Source organism: Streptomyces sp. OfavH-34-F (genome assembly GCF_022347745.1).
GTDB lineage: Bacteria > Actinomycetota > Actinomycetes > Streptomycetales > Streptomycetaceae > Streptomyces.
Map to the genome: position 1 here is coordinate 38188 of NZ_JAKRGC010000002.1, position 16705 is coordinate 54892.

The 16705-nt window shown below is 71.0% G+C and carries 24 protein-coding genes and 2 pseudogenes; 11 read left to right on the plus strand and 15 right to left on the minus strand.

Going from position 1 to position 16705, the window contains the following annotated elements:
* The 10 genes from MHW47_RS00845 to MHW47_RS00890 all read left to right on the plus strand — a co-directional run bounded on the left by MHW47_RS00845 (position 1) and on the right by MHW47_RS00890 (position 7269).
* Positions 1–1020: a hypothetical protein gene (locus MHW47_RS00845; RefSeq protein ID WP_239220614.1), complete on the plus strand. Its 1020-nt coding sequence runs from the start codon at positions 1–3 to the stop codon at positions 1018–1020.
* Positions 1020–1727, plus strand: a complete 708-nt coding sequence (locus tag MHW47_RS00850; RefSeq protein WP_239220615.1) for an ATP-binding protein — start codon at positions 1020–1022, stop codon at positions 1725–1727. The genes MHW47_RS00845 and MHW47_RS00850 overlap by 1 nt, the downstream gene beginning before the upstream one ends.
* A 118-nt stretch (positions 1728–1845) precedes the next feature.
* Entirely contained in the window at positions 1846–2409 is a 564-nt protein-coding gene (locus tag MHW47_RS00855; protein WP_239220616.1) for a WhiB family transcriptional regulator, read from the plus strand.
* Positions 2406–3473: a DUF2637 domain-containing protein gene (locus tag MHW47_RS00860; RefSeq protein WP_239220617.1), complete on the plus strand. Its 1068-nt coding sequence runs from the start codon at positions 2406–2408 to the stop codon at positions 3471–3473. Before MHW47_RS00855 ends, MHW47_RS00860 begins: the two co-directional genes overlap by 4 nt.
* Positions 3474–3575: 102 nt before the next feature.
* Positions 3576–3800 (plus strand): hypothetical protein, encoded by a 225-nt coding sequence (locus tag MHW47_RS00865; RefSeq protein WP_239220618.1) that lies wholly within the window; start codon positions 3576–3578, stop codon positions 3798–3800.
* A 275-nt stretch (positions 3801–4075) separates the two neighbouring features.
* Positions 4076–4462 (plus strand): plasmid mobilization relaxosome protein MobC, encoded by a 387-nt coding sequence (gene mobC / locus MHW47_RS00870; RefSeq protein WP_239220619.1) that lies wholly within the window; start codon positions 4076–4078, stop codon positions 4460–4462.
* Positions 4462–6195, plus strand: coding sequence for a relaxase/mobilization nuclease domain-containing protein (locus MHW47_RS00875; protein WP_239220620.1), 1734 nt, complete (start codon positions 4462–4464; stop codon positions 6193–6195). Before mobC ends, MHW47_RS00875 begins: the two co-directional genes overlap by 1 nt.
* Positions 6196–6286: 91 nt before the next feature.
* Positions 6287–6649: a hypothetical protein gene (locus MHW47_RS00880; RefSeq protein ID WP_239220621.1), complete on the plus strand. Its 363-nt coding sequence runs from the start codon at positions 6287–6289 to the stop codon at positions 6647–6649.
* A gap of 213 nt (positions 6650–6862) precedes the next feature.
* Entirely contained in the window at positions 6863–7033 is a 171-nt protein-coding gene (locus MHW47_RS00885; RefSeq protein ID WP_239220622.1) for a DUF6233 domain-containing protein, read from the plus strand.
* Positions 7034–7059: 26 nt separating this feature from the next.
* Positions 7060–7269 carry a hypothetical protein gene (locus MHW47_RS00890; RefSeq protein WP_239220623.1) on the plus strand — a complete coding sequence of 70 codons (210 nt, stop codon included), beginning with the start codon at positions 7060–7062 and terminating at the stop codon, positions 7267–7269.
* Positions 7270–7369: 100 nt separating this feature from the next.
* Here the strand turns inward: MHW47_RS00890 and MHW47_RS00895 are convergent, their stop codons facing one another.
* From MHW47_RS00895 to MHW47_RS00905, 3 genes are all read right to left on the minus strand, one after another.
* Positions 7370–7699, minus strand: a complete 330-nt coding sequence (locus MHW47_RS00895) for an esterase (protein WP_239220624.1) — start codon at positions 7697–7699, stop codon at positions 7370–7372.
* An 80-nt stretch (positions 7700–7779) separates the two neighbouring features.
* Positions 7780–7992 (minus strand): hypothetical protein, encoded by a 213-nt coding sequence (locus tag MHW47_RS00900; protein ID WP_239220625.1) that lies wholly within the window; start codon positions 7990–7992, stop codon positions 7780–7782.
* 53 nt (positions 7993–8045) lie between these two features.
* Complete coding sequence (locus MHW47_RS00905) at positions 8046–8231, minus strand: hypothetical protein (RefSeq protein WP_239220626.1); 186 nt, start codon at positions 8229–8231, stop codon at positions 8046–8048.
* 375 nt (positions 8232–8606) lie between these two features.
* Here MHW47_RS00905 and MHW47_RS00910 point away from each other — a divergent pair, with 375 nt between their 5' ends.
* Complete coding sequence (locus tag MHW47_RS00910) at positions 8607–8837, plus strand: hypothetical protein (protein ID WP_308381186.1); 231 nt, start codon at positions 8607–8609, stop codon at positions 8835–8837.
* A 5-nt stretch (positions 8838–8842) separates the two neighbouring features.
* On the opposite strand, the gene MHW47_RS00915 is transcribed toward MHW47_RS00910, so the two are convergent.
* The 12 genes and pseudogenes from MHW47_RS00915 to MHW47_RS00970 form a co-directional block, all read right to left on the minus strand.
* On the minus strand, positions 8843–9157 hold the full coding sequence (locus tag MHW47_RS00915) for a hypothetical protein (RefSeq protein WP_239220628.1): 315 nt from the start codon (positions 9155–9157) through the stop codon (positions 8843–8845).
* Between the two features lie 16 nt (positions 9158–9173).
* Positions 9174–10070, minus strand: coding sequence for a DUF317 domain-containing protein (locus MHW47_RS00920; protein ID WP_308381188.1), 897 nt, complete (start codon positions 10068–10070; stop codon positions 9174–9176).
* Positions 10071–10235: 165 nt separating this feature from the next.
* Positions 10236–11051: a helix-turn-helix domain-containing protein gene (locus MHW47_RS00925; protein ID WP_239220630.1), complete on the minus strand. Its 816-nt coding sequence runs from the start codon at positions 11049–11051 to the stop codon at positions 10236–10238.
* Between the two features lie 30 nt (positions 11052–11081).
* Positions 11082–11654 (minus strand): hypothetical protein, encoded by a 573-nt coding sequence (locus tag MHW47_RS00930; RefSeq protein WP_239220631.1) that lies wholly within the window; start codon positions 11652–11654, stop codon positions 11082–11084.
* Positions 11651–12328 carry a hypothetical protein gene (locus MHW47_RS00935; RefSeq protein ID WP_239220632.1) on the minus strand — a complete coding sequence of 226 codons (678 nt, stop codon included), beginning with the start codon at positions 12326–12328 and terminating at the stop codon, positions 11651–11653. The genes MHW47_RS00930 and MHW47_RS00935 overlap by 4 nt, the downstream gene beginning before the upstream one ends.
* Positions 12325–12720, minus strand: a complete 396-nt coding sequence (locus MHW47_RS00940) for a hypothetical protein (protein WP_275448703.1) — start codon at positions 12718–12720, stop codon at positions 12325–12327. Before MHW47_RS00940 ends, MHW47_RS00935 begins: the two co-directional genes overlap by 4 nt.
* 121 nt (positions 12721–12841) lie before the next feature.
* Positions 12842–13411 carry a DUF4913 domain-containing protein gene (locus tag MHW47_RS00945; RefSeq protein ID WP_239220634.1) on the minus strand — a complete coding sequence of 190 codons (570 nt, stop codon included), beginning with the start codon at positions 13409–13411 and terminating at the stop codon, positions 12842–12844.
* Between the two features lie 93 nt (positions 13412–13504).
* Positions 13505–13666 (minus strand): hypothetical protein, encoded by a 162-nt coding sequence (locus MHW47_RS00950; RefSeq protein WP_239220635.1) that lies wholly within the window; start codon positions 13664–13666, stop codon positions 13505–13507.
* Between the two features lie 471 nt (positions 13667–14137).
* Positions 14138–14389 (minus strand): annotated as a pseudogene (locus tag MHW47_RS00955) (DNA cytosine methyltransferase); the annotation flags it as partial.
* Positions 14390–14504: 115 nt separating this feature from the next.
* Positions 14505–14684, minus strand: a pseudogene (locus MHW47_RS00960) (DNA methyltransferase); the annotation flags it as partial.
* Between the two features lie 612 nt (positions 14685–15296).
* Positions 15297–16460: a DnaB-like helicase N-terminal domain-containing protein gene (locus MHW47_RS00965; RefSeq protein ID WP_239220636.1), complete on the minus strand. Its 1164-nt coding sequence runs from the start codon at positions 16458–16460 to the stop codon at positions 15297–15299.
* Entirely contained in the window at positions 16457–16648 is a 192-nt protein-coding gene (locus tag MHW47_RS00970; protein WP_239220637.1) for a hypothetical protein, read from the minus strand. Before MHW47_RS00970 ends, MHW47_RS00965 begins: the two co-directional genes overlap by 4 nt.
* Between the last annotated feature and the right edge of the window lie 57 nt (positions 16649–16705).

Below are 16705 nucleotides of genomic sequence, written 5' to 3' on the forward strand. Positions count from 1 at the left end.
ATGGCGCGGATACGAACGATCAAGCCGGAGGCGTTCGTCTCCGAGTCGCTCGCCGAAGTGACCGTGGCGGCCGAGCGGACCTTCTTCGGCCTCCTCACCCAGGCTGACGACCACGGCCGCCACCGCGACAACGCGGCCATCATCGCCGGGCTGCTCTGGCCCCTGCGGGCTGAGCACACCTCGGTCCACGTCGAGGACGACCTCCACCAGCTCGCCACCGCCGGTCTGATCTGCCGGTACACCGGCTGCGACGGCCGCCGCTACCTGCACATCGTCACCTGGTCCGAGCACCAGAAGATCGACAGGCCCAGCCAGTCGCGCCTTCCGTCCTGCCCGCATCACCAGGCTGCCGACCGGTGCGCACCCTGCAAGGGCACCTGTGCCAAGGCCGCCGAGAAGTCGCCGAAGCCTCCGCGAGGGCTCGCCGGGGATTCCCCGAACCTTTCCGCCACCCTCGATGCAGCCGGGCAGCACGACGCGACACCTCGCGATGACACAGACAAGGCTTCCGCTGCCCCGCAGGGCGCCCTCGCCAGCCCGGACAACACAGTCGGCCGGAGACAGGAAGAAACGGCAGGTCAGGGCACCTTCCCCGAGTCCTCCCCGAGCCTTCCCCGAAGCCTCGACGAGGGCTCGGCGCCTGGATCTAGGATCTTGGATCCTGGATCTCTTGTCCCTACGGGGCGCGCCGCGCCCGCAGCTGGCATCTCGGCGCAGCAGCTCGTCGGCGAGTACGTCGCGGCGTGCGGTGAGCGTCCGCCCCGCGACGTGATCGGCCACCTCGGAAGGATCACCAAGCGGCTGCTCGACGAGGGCATCAGCCCGGAGCACGTACGGGCGGGGCTGGCGAAGTTCGCTGCCAATCCGAAGCACCCGAGCGTGCTGACCAGCATGGTCAACGAGGCCATGAACGCGCCCTCGGCCGGTTTGGCACGGCCGGGTATCCGGCCTAACGTGCCTGCCCACCAGGCGTGGACCAACCCGTCTGACGCTGCCGCCGCCTACGCCGAGGAGCTCTGATGGCCACCAGCCGCCGAGAACCGCAGCTCCTTGGCGCGAGCGCCCTGGAGCGGATGACCAGGATCCTTGCCGCCCGGAACATCGACCCGGCCGCCCTCGCCGGAGCGCGGTCCGACGAACCCGAGCAGCCCCACCCGCTGGACGCACTGTCGGCCGGCATGCCCCCGCGCTACCGGGCCGCAGTCGCCGACCACCCCCAGGTCCTGGACTGGACCCGGCAAGTCGCAGACGCAGCGGTCGCCCCCACCCTCCGGGCCCGGCGCCAGGTCACCACCGGGCCCAGCCTCCTGATGGCCGGGGTCGTCGGCGCGGGCAAGACCCACCAGGCGTACGGCGCTGTCCGGGAACTGGTCAGGAACGGGGTCGGCGTGCGCTGGCGCGCGACCACGGCGGCCGACCTCTACGCCGAACTGCGCCCCCGGCAGGGCGTCGACAGCGAGCGGGAGCTGGCGATCGTCAGCAGGTGTCCGCTGCTGATCCTCGACGACCTCGGCGCCGCCCGAGCGACGGAGTGGGTCGAGGAGATCACGTACCGGCTGATCAACCGCCGCTACAACCTCATGCTTCCGACGCTGATCACCACCAACCTGGCGATCAGGGACCTCCGCAGCTACCTCGGCGACCGCGTCGCCTCGCGCCTCGCGCAGATGACCACTCGCGTGGAGTTCGAGCCCGTCGACCGCAGACGCGACCGCGCCGCCGCCTGACCCACCCCAGGCCGCACCGCCGGGCAGAGCGCCCCACCGCGCCGCCCCTATGCCTTCCCGACCCAGCGCACCTCTCCGCCGACGCCCCTGCGCGCGGAGAGCGATCGGAGCCACCACCGTGACCACCACGACGAACCGCCCTGCCCGCCACCGGTCGCTCGGCGACCACTCCTGGCAGGACGATGCCGTCTGCCAGAGCACCCCCTACAACCCGGTCGACCCTGACCAGTTCTTCCCGGAGCCCGACGAGACCCACAAGATCGCCGCCGCGAAGGCGCTGTGCGGCCAGTGCCCGGTCCGCCGCATCTGCCTGGACGCCGCCCTCGAAGGCGGCGACACCGACGGCATCCGGGGCGGACTCACCGAGGAGGAACGCGCGAGGCTGCACTCCAGGATCGCCGACCGCCTCGACGACAGCCGCGTCAACGACACCATCGCCGGACGCGACATCCACCTCACCAAGGCCGAACGCCGCGCCGTCGTCCTCGCCGCCTACCGGCACGGGCTGAGCGAACAACGCCTCGCCTGGCTCCTGAAAATCACCGAGGAACACGCACAGAAGCTCTACCGCGAGACCCGCCGCGCCCTGCGCAACCGCGCGCTGAACCAGCCGACCGGCACCCCACCGCCCGACCACCAGGCCGAGCCGCTGGGCCGCGACGACTTCGGGACGGCGGCATGACCACCCCCAACACACCGACCGCCGCCCGCCTCACCGGCTGGGACCGCACAGCGATCATCGCCCTGGGCGGCGCCGGATGCGCCCTGTCGTACGACGCACTGCAGCAGATGGCAGTCGCCATCCACGTCAGGGGCGTGCTGACCTACCTCTTCCCGCTGGTGATCGACGGCTTCATCGCCTATGGCGTCCGCGCCCTCCTGGTCCTGCGCAACGCCCCGTTGCGCGCCCGGCTCTACGTCTGGATGCTCTTCGGTACGGCCACCGCCGCCAGCATCTGGGCCAACGCCCTGCACGCCGTCCGCCTCAACGGACAGGTCGCGCCCGGCACGGGCCTGCGGCTCGGGGACACGGTGGTCGCGGTGCTCTCGACCCTGGCCCCGCTCGCGCTGGCCGGAGCCGTCCACCTCTACATCCTCATCGCACGGGGACCGGTCAAGACCGGTGACCGCGAGGGCACGGGTCACCCCGGCCACCCCGGTCAGGCCAACGGGTCTGACCGGGTCGCGCTCACCCGAGATGACCGGCTCGGTCAGCAGCGCCCGGAGAACGGTCAGGTCGGTCCGGGGCAGCCGGTCACCGCCCTGACCGGCTGGCCGGCCGTCTCCCCGGACACGCGGACGGCGAGTCCCCGGTCAGTGACCGGGGAGAGCGCTTCGACGGACAGCCTCCTCCCGGTCACCGGTGACCGCGAGGAGCAGAGAAGGGCCTCTGACCTGCGCGGTCAGTCCGACACCGCGCCGCCGGTCAGCGATTGCACGGCGGATTCCAGGTCGGTCGGCAGCGCCCTGGACAGCGGGAGCATGGCCACCGGCCGGTCGGTGACTCCGGCCCAGGTCAGTGACCGCGAGCCTCGGACAGGCGGTGACCGGCGGGGTGACCCGGACACCGAGGAACTGCTCCGGATCGCCCGGTCGGCAGTCAGGGCGGAGGACAAGCTGACCCGGAAGGTGGTCGCCCAGGCCATCCGGGGACAGCGAATACCGCTGTCCAGCGACACCCTGACCGGCCTGATGGCCCAGCTCCGAGCCCAGCACGGACAGCAGGTCACCCCCACCCGCAACTGACCGGTCCGAACTCTGGCGGGTGACCGCGCCGGACACCATGGCCGGTCACCCGCCTCACCGAGACCGCACCCCAGCCGTTCCGAACGAGTCGGAGAGCATCAGATGCGCACCACACCGGCCACACCCGCCGAGGTCGAGTCCTGGCTGACCGTCCTGCACCAACACGGCCACGTGCATGACGCCCGCCGTGGACCCGACGCCACGTGGATCGTTCGCCGGTCGCCGGACAGCCGGCCGTGGACGCTGCACCATCCGGTCCTGGCCATGGACTGGATCGAGAACACCGTCCGCGAAATCCGGCAGACGCGTTCGGAGAAGCACCGGTGACCACCGACGAATCGGGGCCTGCCCCCTCCGGACAGCAGCGTGACCCTACGACGGCTCCCGGCGGAGCAAGTTGTCGCGTACGACGGTCCTACGGCCCGTCGTACGCACTTGCCCCCGCCCCGGAGGGCGGGGGCAGCCCTGCTGGTTCCCGGGCGAGGGCGCACGGGAACCAGCAGGGCAACCGGCACCAGGGGGCGCCGATCACCGGGGGAGAAGCCAACAGCGAAGCCCGCCGCGAGCAGCCGAGCCCGAGCACGCCCGCCTTCCCCGACCGCATGCCGCGCCGCCGCAGCCGCAACCCGAGCCAGCGCACCCGCAAGACGACCACGCGTCTCTCCGATATCGAGCACGCCGAGATCGCGACCGCCGCCCAGCAGCGCAACGTCACCGTCGCACGCTTCATCGCCGCGGCCGGCCTGGCCGCCGCCCGCGGTTCGACCGTTCTGCACACCAACGAACGGCTCGACGCCGCGATCGACGAGCTGGCGGCCCTGCGGGCGGCGCTGGCCCGGATCGGCAACAACATCAACCAGATCGCCTACGTCCTCAACAGCGGCGGCCACCCGCGCTCCGGAGAACTCGAACACGCCCTGGGCGCCCTGGCCCGGCTTCTCGTCCATGTCGACAACGCCGCGAACGACCTGGTGAGGGCGCGAAGCTGATGGTCCCCAAGATCCGGCGCGGCTCACGCACCCACGGCCTCCTCGTTTACCTGTACGGCCCTGGCAAACGGGACGAGCACGTCGACCCCCACCTCGTCGGCTCCTGGGACGGCTTCGCCCCCGACCCCGGCCGCGACACCAGCCCGGACCCCGACCCGAAGGCCACCCTCGCCCGGCTTGCCGCAGCGCTGGATCTACGCGTCAAACAGGCAGGCGCCGACGCCCCGCGTGAGCACGTCTGGCATTGCTCGGTGCGTACCGACCCTGGCGACCGGACCCTGACCGACGCGGAATGGAACACGGTCGCCAGCCGCTTGGTCCGCGCCGTCAACCTCGCCCCGGAAGGCGACCCGGATGGCTGCCGCTGGATCGCCGTACGACATGCCGACGACCACATCCACATCCTGGCCACCATGGTCCGAGGCGACCTGCGCCGACCCCGGATGAACTACGACTTCAAGAAGGCCCAAGCCGAGTGCCGACGCATCGAGAAGGAGATGGGCCTGCGCCGGCTGAAGCCCGGCGACGGAACCGCAGCCAGGACCCCCACCAGCGCCGAACGCTTCAAGGCCGAACGCGCCGGACGCTCCGATACCGCCCGCGAGACGCTCCGTGACACCGTCCGCCGAGCACTCGCCGGAGTGGATGACGAGCAGGAGTTCTTCGCCCGGCTTCGCGAAGCGGGCCTGCGGGTTAAGGTGCGGATCGCGCCGTCCGGCGACCTCCTCGGCTACAACGTCGCCCTCGCCGGTGACCGCAACCGGCACGGCGAACCGATCTGGTACCCCGGCTTCAAACTTGCCCCGGACCTCTCCCTCCCCAAGATCCGCCTCCGCCTCGCCGACGGCCTCAGCGAGCGGACAACACCTGCGCCGGACAACGGCCGACCGGACTGGTCCGCGCCGGCCCGAGCACGACGCAGCGCCACTGGCACCGCCGAACACGCCGCTGCCCTCCTCGGCAGCGAGAACGACCAAGAGGCCGCCGCACAGCTCGTCGGTGCCGGAGAACTCCTGGATGCACTCGCCCAGACCTCCCCTGCCGCCACCCGCGCCGAACTCGCCGCCGCAGCCCGAGCCTTCGAACGAGCCACCCGCAGCCACATTCGAGCAGAACTCGCCGACCACCGGGCACTCCGCTCAGCCGCCCGCGGCATCGTCCAGGCCGGCGGCGCACTCGGCCGGGGCGAAGACGGCGGCACCACCGCCATGCTCCTGTCCGCCCTCATCCTTCTTACCCTCGCCGCCGCCCACTGGCACTCCGCCCGCAACCACGCCCAGCAAGCCCACGCCGCACGCCAAGCCGCCCACCACCTGCGCACCGCCTACCACCACGCCGCCACCACACCGCTGCGCGCACTCAACGCACAGGGCCGCTCCCTCCCACAGGCAGAACGCCGCACCCACCAGGCCACCATCCGCACAGCGCTGAGCGAGTCGGGACTCCGGGCCGACCGCTCAGCAGAGAACGCCCACGCCCTCGCTGCCACGCTCGCCCAGGCCGAAGACGCTGGCCACGACCCGAAGACCCTGCTCCAGCAGGCCATCGACATGCGCGAACTCGACACCGCAGACAACATCAACGACGTCCTGGTCTGGCGCCTGCGCCACCTCGCGCACCTCCCAGCCCAGCCGGCCGAACCGTCCCGCGCCCGGCGGGCGGGTACCACGGGCCGCCCCGGCACGCCCGCCCGCACCACTGTCGAGCCACGCCACCGTTCACCACACCGCTGAGGACAGGCACCCTGGGGTCGGTAATCCCCTGGACAGCCCCCTCACCTGCTGTTACGGATGAGAACCGAGACCTCGACCGGGAGACGACACCGTGGACAGAAGAACCAACCCCGCCGCTGGCACCGACCCGCTCCTCCAGCTCACGGACGCACCGATCCTGCCCACCGGACCCAGCGCGACGCGCCACCTCACTCACCCCCAGGACCTCGCCCTTCGCGGAATCCCGGTGATGTGCTCGGCATGCTGCGCCCGACGCGACTGGCTGCTCATCAACCACGGCCGCAACGTCTGGGTCATCTGCCGCTGCGGCAACCAGTGGCTGGAGCCCGAGATCACCCGTGCCGACTTCGACGCACTGATCTTCTTCCCCGACGGCACCGTCTACCCCAGCATCGACCAGGCCCTTGCCGCACTCGGATTCGACGGGACCTTCGCCGGCACCTACCTGGACTGAGGGGTTCCTGGGCAACCGCAGAAACGCCATCCTCATATAATCGAACGGGTGAGCGAAGATGGGGTGTCGAGGATCGAGCTGCTCCGCTTCCTGGAGCGGGTGCAAGTCCGAGATCTCGCACGTACCCGAGAGTGGATCTTTCAGGAGGAACGGCGTTTGACGGAGATCGCGTCTCGTCGGCCGCTTCCTCCGCCTCCGGACTGGGTGGTCGAGATGAGCATCGGCCAGGGCCACCGGCTCGTCGCCGTGCACCACGGCTCGTGCCGGATGACCGGCTCCAGGGTCAAACCGGTGCAGGCGGAGGAAGCACGGCGCCTCATCGGCGAGGACGGCTCGCTCGCCTGCCAGCTCTGCCGTCCGGACACCGAACTGGGCATGCTGTGACGACCGTGCTGTCGGACGATGGAGGCATGAAGCCTGCGCCGATAGTCGTCCACCGCCCTTCGCCCACCGGCGGTCGGAGGGTGACCGCAAACGGGGAGATCCTCGGACTGGCCCACGATGATCGAGATCTGATCGAACTTCTGCGCCGCGCCGGTCTGGAGGCAGAGACGCTGATCGATGATCCCACCTGGGTCGAGTGGCGAGGGGGCCGTGCCCACGACTGGGACGCGGCCTGACGAGGTCAGCCCCGTAGGTCCTGGGACGTCGGACACACGAAGGCTGCCCGTACCACGCTCGTCGAGCGTGGTACGGGCAGCCGCGGATGGCGTAGGCGGTTCAGGTAGGGGCGTGGCTGTTCGAGAGGTCGAGGGCGGCGGTCGCAAGAGCGAGGGCGGCGGAGAGGCCCGTCACCTCGTAGAGGGTCGGGCGGACCAGTCTGGGCCAGTCGTCGGGAGCGGCCGGCCAGGACGCCAGGTGCACCTCGGTTGTGGCGAGGCTGAGGTGGGCGGTGACGTCCCAGCCGGCGAGGGAGGCGGGTTCCCAGTGGAGCCGGATACGGCCGAGCGGGAGGGGCGCGGAATCGGGTGCGAGCCAGGTGACGTCGAGCGGGCCGTCGGCCCGTGCGCTCACCCGCTGGACCACCGCCCCGCGTACACCGATCGGCATGGGACGTATGGCGAGTCCGTGCAAGGGGAGGGAGCGTGAAGAGGGGATGCGGACCTCCGGGGTGGTGCAGATGTGTTTGGTCAGGACCAGCCGATCGCGTCCGCGACGGCTAGTGGGAGGTAGTCCTCCTGGCCGTCCTCGCTGATGAAGGCGTAACCGTCGTGGACGACGATCTCGGCGCCCACGTAGTGGGTGAACGGGAAGTCGGGGGCGAGGGCAATCCTCACCGGCAGGTGGGGATCAAGCTGCTGCAGCTGACGCAGCAGATCACCGACGGTCAGGTGGCGGGGCAAGAGGACCTCCAAGGGTCGTACGCGAGCGGAGGACGCCGATGGGTTCGGATGCCCTATTCGCTGGAGGCGTCCGCGATGTCGGCGAGCCATTGGCGTTCTTCGGCGCGCCGCGCGGCCCGGCGTCGAAGGGTCTTGGCACGGCGGCCGTAGTTTCCGGGCATGTAGTAGCAGGTGCAGCCTCGGCGGGCGTGGGCGCACCTGCGTCGGTATCCGGGGCGGGTGGCCAGGAGCATGGGCATGGAGAGTGACCTCCTGTCTTGTTGGTCGGGGGAGAGCCGCTGGTTCGAGGACCGGTCGGGTTCAGGCGGCTATGCACGGTGGGGCCGACGGCGGCGAAGGAGGGCGGCAGACGTGTTCAAGGTTGGAAGACCCCTTCGGCGACCTGCGGTTTTTCCGACCCCCGTACGTTGACATGGGGTGTCCCGGCGGTCGTAGTCGTTTCCCGCATGGTGGCGTCTGCCGTGGGCGAACTCGCGACGACCCGCAAGCGTGCGTCGGCCGAAGGAATGGATCGGCGGCGGCCGGTGTCGTACCTGGGTTGCGGTGACGGGCCGCACTGGAACGAGAGGCGGACCGGAATGACGAAGTTGAGCAGAGGGTGGGACGGTGCAGGGTTGGAGCGCAAGATCCTCGCCGCGGGCCGGCCCTGGACCGTGGGCGACACCGTGATGGTCGCGGACGGGCAGTGGGGGGTGGACGCGCAGCCCGGCCGATGGACGGAGCGGGAGGCCGTGGTGGAGCACCGCATAGCGGATGGCGGAGGCGTCGAGATGACGGTGGAGGAGCTGGCCCGCGTCGTGGGCGCTCGCCTTTCGGGTGCCGACCAGGCGGAGCCTCCCGCCTGAGCACGTCATGGGGGAGCCGCGTGGTGGGCGGTGTTCTGTCGCGGGCGCCGGGCCCGAAGGGGCGCGGTCTGCCCGGAGCGGGCGACAGCGGCGGGGGGCCGCAGGGCTGCCGGCGCGGCGGCTTTACGGTCCTTGATGACGCAGCCGATGGCCTGCAGGGCGATCCGGGATTCAGCCTGGCTGACGTGCACGCTGGTCGCAGAATTGGCGATGCGCTCCAGGTCGAAGAAGCCTGGTGTGTAGTTGTCACGGGTCAGAGCATGCAGACGGCCCTGGTGTACCGCGGTCGAGTTGTCGGTGATGACCAGGGCCGATCGCATGTTCTCGGCAGCGGGATCAGCGGGGGTGCCGGGCCGTTGGTGGACTTGCCGGTGGTGCGGCTGCGGTTGGGACGGGGGTATGCGGACGGGTCCGCGGTGTACCTGCCGTGCGGCTTCGGGCTGCTGTTGCCCGTAGGTCAGCGGCGGAGCGTGGGGTGCGTGCGGCGCGCTTGACGGCCTCGGTGACGGCGGTGCGCCGTACGTCGAGCGGAGTCGGAGCAGCGTGTGGCCGGGGCGTGCGCGGAGTGACGGGTGTGATGGTGACCAGATGCTTCAGGTCGTCGTTCAGCATGTGCCGTTCACGTACGACGGGCGCGGTGATCGTCATGGCGGCGGCTGTTGCGGCGATCAGGTGGGACGGGGTGCCGGCAGTGAAGACCGCCTCGGCGCGCGTGCCCCATCCGGGCGGACCGGACCACAAGGTCACAGTCTTTTCGTTCCCGCTGATGTACCGCCGGTCGAGTCGGGCACCGGCCTGTCCGTCGGGTGCGATGATCTTGACTACGCCCGGTTCCGCGCCCCCCTGGCGCCAGCCGGCGTCGAGCAGGGGCTGGAGTGCGCTGCGCCAGTACATCGACGGCCGCTCCAGGAAGCGCGCATCGTCCTCGTGGGTGTCGGATTCGGCGTAGTCGCGGGCCAGGGCGGCGGTGAGACCCGCCACGATCTCGGGTGCGGTGAGGTGGTTGAAGGATGCCGCCCACCGCGGTGCGCCGATGCTCTCGGGGGAGGCGGTGAACCTCCAGATGTCCCAGTCGTCGCCGAACCAGCCGATACGAATGCGGTGGTCGGGACTGGTGACGAGCAGTTGGCAGGGGCTGTCGCCCAGGTCGTGGCGCGGCCAGTGGGCAACGGGCGCGAAACTCGCTTCCCCCGACACCCCCAGACCGGCCAGGTACCGGGGGCTGACCAGCACCTCCTCGTAGGGGTCAGGTTCGTGGGGCTGCAGGGTGCTCATAGCCGGTACTCCGGGAGGCATAGAAGGAGGGTGGTGGTGCCCGCGCGGGCGGAGCGGAGGCCGGCTCGGTCGTACGGGGGCGCCGCGCTGATGGCGAGAGGAGCTTGGTTCTCGGCATCGGGATCACCGGCTTCGGGCGGAGGAGGACTGGGCGGCGACGGCTGCCGGGACCTGCGGCTGAGGCTGGGGCGCGTGACTGAACAGGGAGGTCGGAGCGGCGGGGCTTCGCCGCAATGCTGCAGCGGTTCGTACACTGCTCGCCTCCAGCGGAAGGCCGACTCGGGCCTGAGCCGAGGGCGCGGGTGAAGGGGGCGTCATCGGTGTGGAGGGAGCGGCCCAGTGCTTTACGGCTGCGTAGACGGGGCTGAGCGCCTGCCCGGCGTCGGTGAGGACGTACGGGTCGCCCCAGCGTGGCCCGGTGCGGGTCACCAGTCCGTCCTTCTGGAGTCGCTTAAGGCGCTGCAGGGTGTTGTTGTTCTCCAGGTCGGTGGCTTCGGCGATGTCGAGGAACCGCATGGGTCCATGCGTGCTGAGGGTCTGGATCACGGTGGTGGTATGGCGCAGGTGCAGACGCCGGACCGCGTCCTCGATGCGTTCGGCGCCCGCGGTCTCGTCGAGCGGGAGGTGTTCCCGGGACCAACTGGAGAGGGCGTGGTAGACCGGTGGCAGCGACTCGCCCAGAGCGCTGAGCTTGTAGGGGGCGCCATGGCGGGAGCCGGCACGGGTGACCAGATCGGTGGTGTGCATCTCGCGCAGTCGTGTGCTGATGGTCGACAAGGCGATGAAGGGCAACCGTTCGGCTATGTCGCCCACACGGAGTGGGTGCTCGTGCTGGGCCAGGGTCTGAGCCAGCCAGACGGTCCACTTCGGCGCGAGGAGCGACAGCGCGTCCTCGATCCGCTGCGCTTGGGCCAGGGCGAGGGGTGTGGTGGTGAACATGGTGCACTCCGGTGAGAAGGGGGCTTGCCTCTAGGCCGAGGGGGTGCGGCGAGGGCGTGAGGGAGCGGGAGCCGTACGGGGGGCGGGAGTCTCTGCGTCGGGGCGCGGCTCCGGGACGGAGGAGCTGCGACTGAGGGCGGCAGAAACGCGCGACGTGGCCAGCCCCGGGTCTGTTTCGCGCACAGGCTGTTGGCTTCGCTCCGGGTCGCACGCTGCCGCCTTCGTGGGGTTGTTTGGCCCGCGGCCGGGGTTGAGCTGGCGGAAGGCGGCAATGGCCTTTTTGAGCTGGTCGTAGGCAACGGCCCGATGGGCTGCGAGCACGTCGATGCGTGGGGCCACACCCGACAGAACGCCGTACCGCTGCTCGTGGGCGATCTCGCCATGAAGGATCGGTGCGAGGAGATCGGCGGCGGTTTGGGCAGCCCGCTCAAGCTCCGTGTGCAGGGCATCGACGTTGCGAGCCGACTCGGCGATCAGCTGGCCGACGATGTCGCGGGGGTCACCAGGACCATAGTTCTCGGTCAGGTCCCAGGGATTGTCGACGGAGAGCCCCTCGGCGACCAGGTGTGCGCCGGGCCGCTCGACAGCATCGTAGGGGTTCACTTCGCCGGCTCCATCCGGGTGAGGAGCGAGCGGACCAGGGTGGGCAGGCTGCCCGGTCCGTCGTCGGTCCGGACGTGGTCGTTCGCTTCGTCCAAGACGTAGGCGGCGTCGTCGCGCAGGCCGCTGGAGATTTCCATGCAGGCGTCGGTGATCCGGGAGCCGGCGAGCAGCGCCTGGGAGAGGACTTCGACATAGTCGACCGGGGTGAGGCCGGCAGCTTCGGCCGCGGTCCGGATCGCCGCCAGTTCCAGCGCGCTGAACGTGAAGTCGAAGGTGTCGTTCTCTTCGTCCGGGCCGGTACCGGCGGTTCCGTCGGTATCCGGGGTGCGGGGCGTGGTGGGGATGCCCACACGGGTGCAGATCCGATCGACCGCAACGGTTAGCTCGGTGACGGACTCGGTGAGCCAGCCCAGGGCGGAGGCGTAGGAGGCCAGGGTGAACAGGCCGGCCGGGGTGACCAGGCTGGGCTCGGCGGTCACGAGTTCTTCGAACCGGTCGTTCAGTTCACCGATGACACGAGGGCCGGCGGCCAGCTGGCCCAGCACGGGGTGCAGGTAGGACCGGTTCGCGGCGGTCGGGAATTCGGTGGTCAGGATGCTGGAGACGCTGTGGGCCGCTGCAGTGAGACGTTCGGCCAGCTCGTAGCGGGTCAGGGAGTTCTCGGTGGTGCTCATCGCTGGGGAACCTTTCGAAGGGGTGCGGCGGCAGGCCGGCCCTCGGGCGTGGGAGATACCGAAGCGGGCAGGCGCTGAGCGGTGGCGTGGAGGGAGCGGGAGCGGGCCGCACGCACGCGCGCTTCGGCGGCGGTCTTCGGCGGGTGCTCCTGGATGGCGCCCGTGCGCAATTGCGCGGTGCGGTAGACGGCGTAGTCCCTGCGGCTGCCGGCGGCGACGAGGTAAACCTCGCGCCTGTGGGCCGAGGTAGGCGGGGCCGGGCGGAACTGGATGACCATCCTGTACGAGACGGCGGGGTCGACGTACACCTTGTGGTAGCCGGCGAGACGACCCTTCAGCGGCAGGCAGTCGTGGCTGCCATGGACGAGGTTCTGGAGCTCAAGTACAGCCAAGTCCCTTATGTGGTCCGGGAGGTCACGAAGGTCTGTGATGGCGTCCGGGTGTGCGGCGAAAGCGAAGCTGGCGTGGCTCACGAGGTCCCCCTGGCACGGGTGCGGAGGTCGGGGGCGATGATCACGCTGCCTCCTCGGGCGGTTCGGGGGCGGGGGTGGTGAGCACGCGGTGGCTGGGCCGGGACGGGCTCGTCGTGCAGGCGGCGAAGGGGCCGTCGGGAGCCCGCAGGTGGGCCAGGGTCTGGTCGAGGTGGTCGCGGTGCCAGGTCGAGGGCCCGGACAGGCCGGCTTCGATGTCGGTGAGCTGCTGCCATGCGAGCCACAGCGCGTGCAGCCGCGCGACGGCTTCGGGGTGCTCGTGCCACTGCGCGCACCATGGCCGGGTCGTGCTGATCTCCCGCCCGTAGACCGGGAGGAGAAGGTAGTTCACCCAGTCGCTGAGGGCCGCAAGCTCGGTCTCGTACGCCTCGCCCGCCAGGGCGACGACGAACAGCGAGGTCGGCTCCTCGCTCCGGGCAGGAGCGGCCTGGCCGGGGATGGCAGAGGGCGGGGGTTCGGAACCGAGGCGGTCGAGGATGACGCCGTGCTGCCTGACCTCGGACACGGTCCTGGCGAGGGTGCTCGCGAGGTCGTCGAGATCGGCGTCGGCAACGCGGAACGGTTCGGGGGTGGGCGTGCTGGTGTCGGGCATACGTTCCTGCTCCATCTGTGAGACGGCGACATGTGCAAAAGGATTGGGACGAACGGCGATTTGGCCCGGCCGGAAGGGCCGGGTAGAGGAGCACTACGTCGCCGCGCAGCGCGGACAGCGGGGGAAGGGTGGGGCCAGCAGCCGCAGGGCTTCGTGGGCCTGCTGGGGGACGACTCCGTTGCCGAGGGCGGTGAGCTGCGCGGGGCGTCCGAGACCGGGGGTGGCGGTGACCCATCCGGCCGGCAGCCCCTGCATCCACTCCACGAAGTCGGGCCGGAGCCGGCCTGCCGGATCAGTGGGTGCCGGGGCGGGGCGGGTGAGCGTCTCCCATCGGGTGATGGCGGCTTCGTACGGTCCCCACCGTCCGTAGGGCCGGCTGCCGGGGGTGGGGTCGTTGGGTCCGTCCAGAGCGGTGGTGTCGTCTCGGGCGGAAGAGGGCGTCGGCTCTTCGGGGTGCGCGGGCGCGGGGTGCCGGGGGAGAGGGAGGCCGCCGCACTGGGCAGGGTCATGTCCCCGTTGCCGTGGCGCTGGTTGGGTGAGCCCTTGGTCCCGTCCGACGCCTTCGGGGTCGGCAGGAGCCACTCGATCTTGTCGGCCAGGTTCGGATCGTGGCCCCCGTACTTCGGATTCGTGGGGTGCTGCGACCCGCCGTTCCCGCCCAGGCTGCTGGCCGGGGTCTTGAGCAGGGTGGTCGGCGGCCCAGGCGGTGAGGAAGGTTCGCTCGCGCCGGTGTGGGGCCCCGACGTCGGAGGCACGAAGCACGAGCCACTGCGCGTCGTACCCGAGGTCGGCCAGGGAGCCGAGTACGGCACCGAGTGCCCGCAAAGGAGGCTGGCCTGGGGTGTCTCCCAGACACCACGGGCAGGGTTCCACGTCGCCAGGGGAACTGGCGGGGGAAGTGAGGAGTCCGCGGACATTCTCGATCACCACAAGGCAGGGTCGGAGGGCCGCGAGAGCACTGGCGACGTGCAGCCACAGCCCGGAACGGGTGGAGGGGTTGAGTCCGGCGCGGCGGCCGGCGACCGAGACGTCTTTGACAGGGGAAGCCCGCCGTCAGGACGCACACACGGGGAACGGTCGACCAGTCGACGACAGCGATGTCGCCGAAGTTGGGGACGGTCGGCCAGTGACGGGCCAGGATGCGTGAGGCGCCCGGATCGATCTCCGCGTGCCAGGCCAGGGTGCCGCCGAGGGCGGACTGGACCCCGAGGTCGAGACCGCCGTAGCCGGAGCAGAGCGAGCCGATCAGCGGGCCTTCGGCGTCGGCGGGCATGTCACCGCCCCCGCCGGGCCGGGCTCGCGGGACCTGCCGGCATCCGGGGTGGGGCGGGGTCCGGGGCTGTGACGGAGGGTACGGCCGTGGACCGGCTGAGAGCGGCCCGAAGCCGGACGGACGGCGGAGAGACGGTCATCGCCGCTGCGCGAAGTGAGTCGGCGGCAGCGCGGAGAGTTGTCTGAGCGGTGCCGAGTGCCTCGTCGATCACGCCTACCGCAGCCTCCCGTGCGTCGTCGGCGTCGGGCTGATCGCGCAGGTGTTCAGTCCGGTCGAGAAAGGCGAGCTGCTCGGCAACCCGCCCGAGGGCGGAGGCGGCCTCGCTGGTGGGCCTCACGGCTGCGGAGTAGCCGGCGATCACCCTCGGGGCGTGAGCTTCCTGGTCCCGGGCATCGGCGAAGAGGGTCTCGTGACCCATGTCGGCGATCAGCTGGCCCACAGCGGTGATCTGCCGGGCGACGTCGCCCAGGGCCGGTGAGCGAAGGGGGTCCGCGAGGTCGGGAAGGTTACCGCGCTGCGCGTCGAGGGCCACCGCGATGGCACGCATGGAGCGGATGTCGGAGCTGGGGGTGTTGTTCATCATCGGTCCAGACGGGAGATGCGAGGCGTGTGTCAGTGGTGGCCGCGTGCGGACGGTCGCGTCGCGGCAGGGGCGGCAACCGGGCCGGGCGGTGTTCCGGCACGTGGGAGAGGCTTCGGCGTGCTGCGGGCGAGAGCGGCGTGCGTCCGCTCCGCCGGAGGCCCGGCCGGGGCCGGCGTACTGCCGGATGCCACGGCCGGCGAGCGGCCGGTGGCGCTCTGCCAGCGAGCACGTACCTCGTCGAGCGGGCCGAGGGCATGCAGGGCGTGGTTGATGAGCCGGCCCGGCGACAGAGCCTCGTTCTCGGCGAGAACCCGTACCTCCTCGGCGGATGCCGCTGCGGTACGGGTGACGGAGGAACGCAGGACTCGCTCGCCGAGCCAGGCGGCGTCGCCGGCACCGACGTCGTCGCAGATCGCGGCGAGATCTTCCGTCGTGAGCGTGCCGTCGGCCAGGAGCCCGCGCCGCTGGGCCTCCCAGAGCAGGGTGAGGCGGTCGACGGGTTCACCGCGGTGGTGCAGGGCACCGAGGCAGCGGTAGAGCTGCCCGTGGGCCGGGCCCGTGAAGTCGTCCGGCCGCAGCCAGCTCATCACTTCATCCATGGCCTTCGGCCGGTCCGCCAGGACGGCCAGCAGGAACCTCTCGTCCTCGGCGGCCTCCGAGCGGACGGGGGACTTGCGGGCCGGGGACGGTGGGGAGACGGCCGGGACCGGCCGGGGCTCGGTGCCCCATCGCTGCGCCAGGTCGCCGAGCACCCCGGCCAGGATGTCCGCCCGGTGCAGGGCACCTTCGACCTGGCCTTGGAGCGCATCGGCACGGGCCGCCTGGTGCAGGCGCACCGCGTGCTGGGCGACCGTGCGGTGGATGGCGCCCTCCAGCACCATCCGCCCGTACACGGGTGCGTTCTCGGGGCGCGGACAGGCCGATGCCAGGATGTGGGCGTACGGTGCGGTCAGGCCCCGGACGTGGCGGCTGGCCTCGGTGACCGCGTCGGTGACCCACGACAGCGGAACAGGACCCTGTGTGGTCAGCGCGCGGTGACCGCCCGTGTGCAGCTTGCGCAGCGCGGTGAACAGGGCACGATGAACAGGCCGGTCGAAGTGCTCCGGGGCGAGCCAGCCGAGGTGGGCGAGCTGGCCCGGGTCCAGGAGCACCGCGCCGAGGACCGCCTGCTCGGCCCTCTGCAGCGGTGTCATCGCCGACTGCTCAGCGCCGGAGGTATGGCGGTGCGGGTGCGGAGATCAGCGACCGTCAGGTCGGCGGCGGCTGCGGCCGTGGCCAATGCGTCCAGGGCGCTGACGAAGTCCGGGTCGTCGGCCCGTACGGCCCCGGCCGTGCCGGCGAGCCACCACTGGCCGCCGATCTGCACAGCCGGTGATCGCATCAGCCTTCCGGAACGAGCCGAAGGGGAAGGGCGGCGGTGCGAGTACACATGCAACTC

What these genes read in the sequence shown, in the direction of transcription:
- MHW47_RS00935 (WP_239220632.1), bottom strand. Translation starts at nt 12,328, where the DNA reads ATGAGCACCACCGAGAACTCCCTGACCCGCTACGAGCTGGCCGAACGT.
- MHW47_RS00845 (WP_239220614.1), top strand. Translation starts at nt 1, where the DNA reads ATGGCGCGGATACGAACGATCAAGCCGGAGGCGTTCGTCTCCGAGTCG.
- MHW47_RS00970 (WP_239220637.1), bottom strand. Translation starts at nt 16,648, where the DNA reads ATGCGATCACCGGCTGTGCAGATCGGCGGCCAGTGGTGGCTCGCCGGC.
- MHW47_RS00860 (WP_239220617.1), top strand. Translation starts at nt 2,406, where the DNA reads ATGACCACCCCCAACACACCGACCGCCGCCCGCCTCACCGGCTGGGAC.
- MHW47_RS00895 (WP_239220624.1), bottom strand. Translation starts at nt 7,699, where the DNA reads ATGCCGATCGGTGTACGCGGGGCGGTGGTCCAGCGGGTGAGCGCACGG.
- MHW47_RS00945 (WP_239220634.1), bottom strand. Translation starts at nt 13,411, where the DNA reads ATGCCCGACACCAGCACGCCCACCCCCGAACCGTTCCGCGTTGCCGAC.
- MHW47_RS00905 (WP_239220626.1), bottom strand. Translation starts at nt 8,231, where the DNA reads ATGCCCATGCTCCTGGCCACCCGCCCCGGATACCGACGCAGGTGCGCC.
- MHW47_RS00915 (WP_239220628.1), bottom strand. Translation starts at nt 9,157, where the DNA reads ATGCGATCGGCCCTGGTCATCACCGACAACTCGACCGCGGTACACCAG.
- MHW47_RS00865 (WP_239220618.1), top strand. Translation starts at nt 3,576, where the DNA reads ATGCGCACCACACCGGCCACACCCGCCGAGGTCGAGTCCTGGCTGACC.
- MHW47_RS00890 (WP_239220623.1), top strand. Translation starts at nt 7,060, where the DNA reads ATGAAGCCTGCGCCGATAGTCGTCCACCGCCCTTCGCCCACCGGCGGT.
- MHW47_RS00850 (WP_239220615.1), top strand. Translation starts at nt 1,020, where the DNA reads ATGGCCACCAGCCGCCGAGAACCGCAGCTCCTTGGCGCGAGCGCCCTG.
- MHW47_RS00875 (WP_239220620.1), top strand. Translation starts at nt 4,462, where the DNA reads ATGGTCCCCAAGATCCGGCGCGGCTCACGCACCCACGGCCTCCTCGTT.
- MHW47_RS00950 (WP_239220635.1), bottom strand. Translation starts at nt 13,666, where the DNA reads ATGCAGGGGCTGCCGGCCGGATGGGTCACCGCCACCCCCGGTCTCGGA.
- MHW47_RS00885 (WP_239220622.1), top strand. Translation starts at nt 6,863, where the DNA reads ATGAGCATCGGCCAGGGCCACCGGCTCGTCGCCGTGCACCACGGCTCG.
- mobC (WP_239220619.1), top strand. Translation starts at nt 4,076, where the DNA reads ATGCCGCGCCGCCGCAGCCGCAACCCGAGCCAGCGCACCCGCAAGACG.
- MHW47_RS00925 (WP_239220630.1), bottom strand. Translation starts at nt 11,051, where the DNA reads ATGTTCACCACCACACCCCTCGCCCTGGCCCAAGCGCAGCGGATCGAG.
- MHW47_RS00965 (WP_239220636.1), bottom strand. Translation starts at nt 16,460, where the DNA reads ATGACACCGCTGCAGAGGGCCGAGCAGGCGGTCCTCGGCGCGGTGCTC.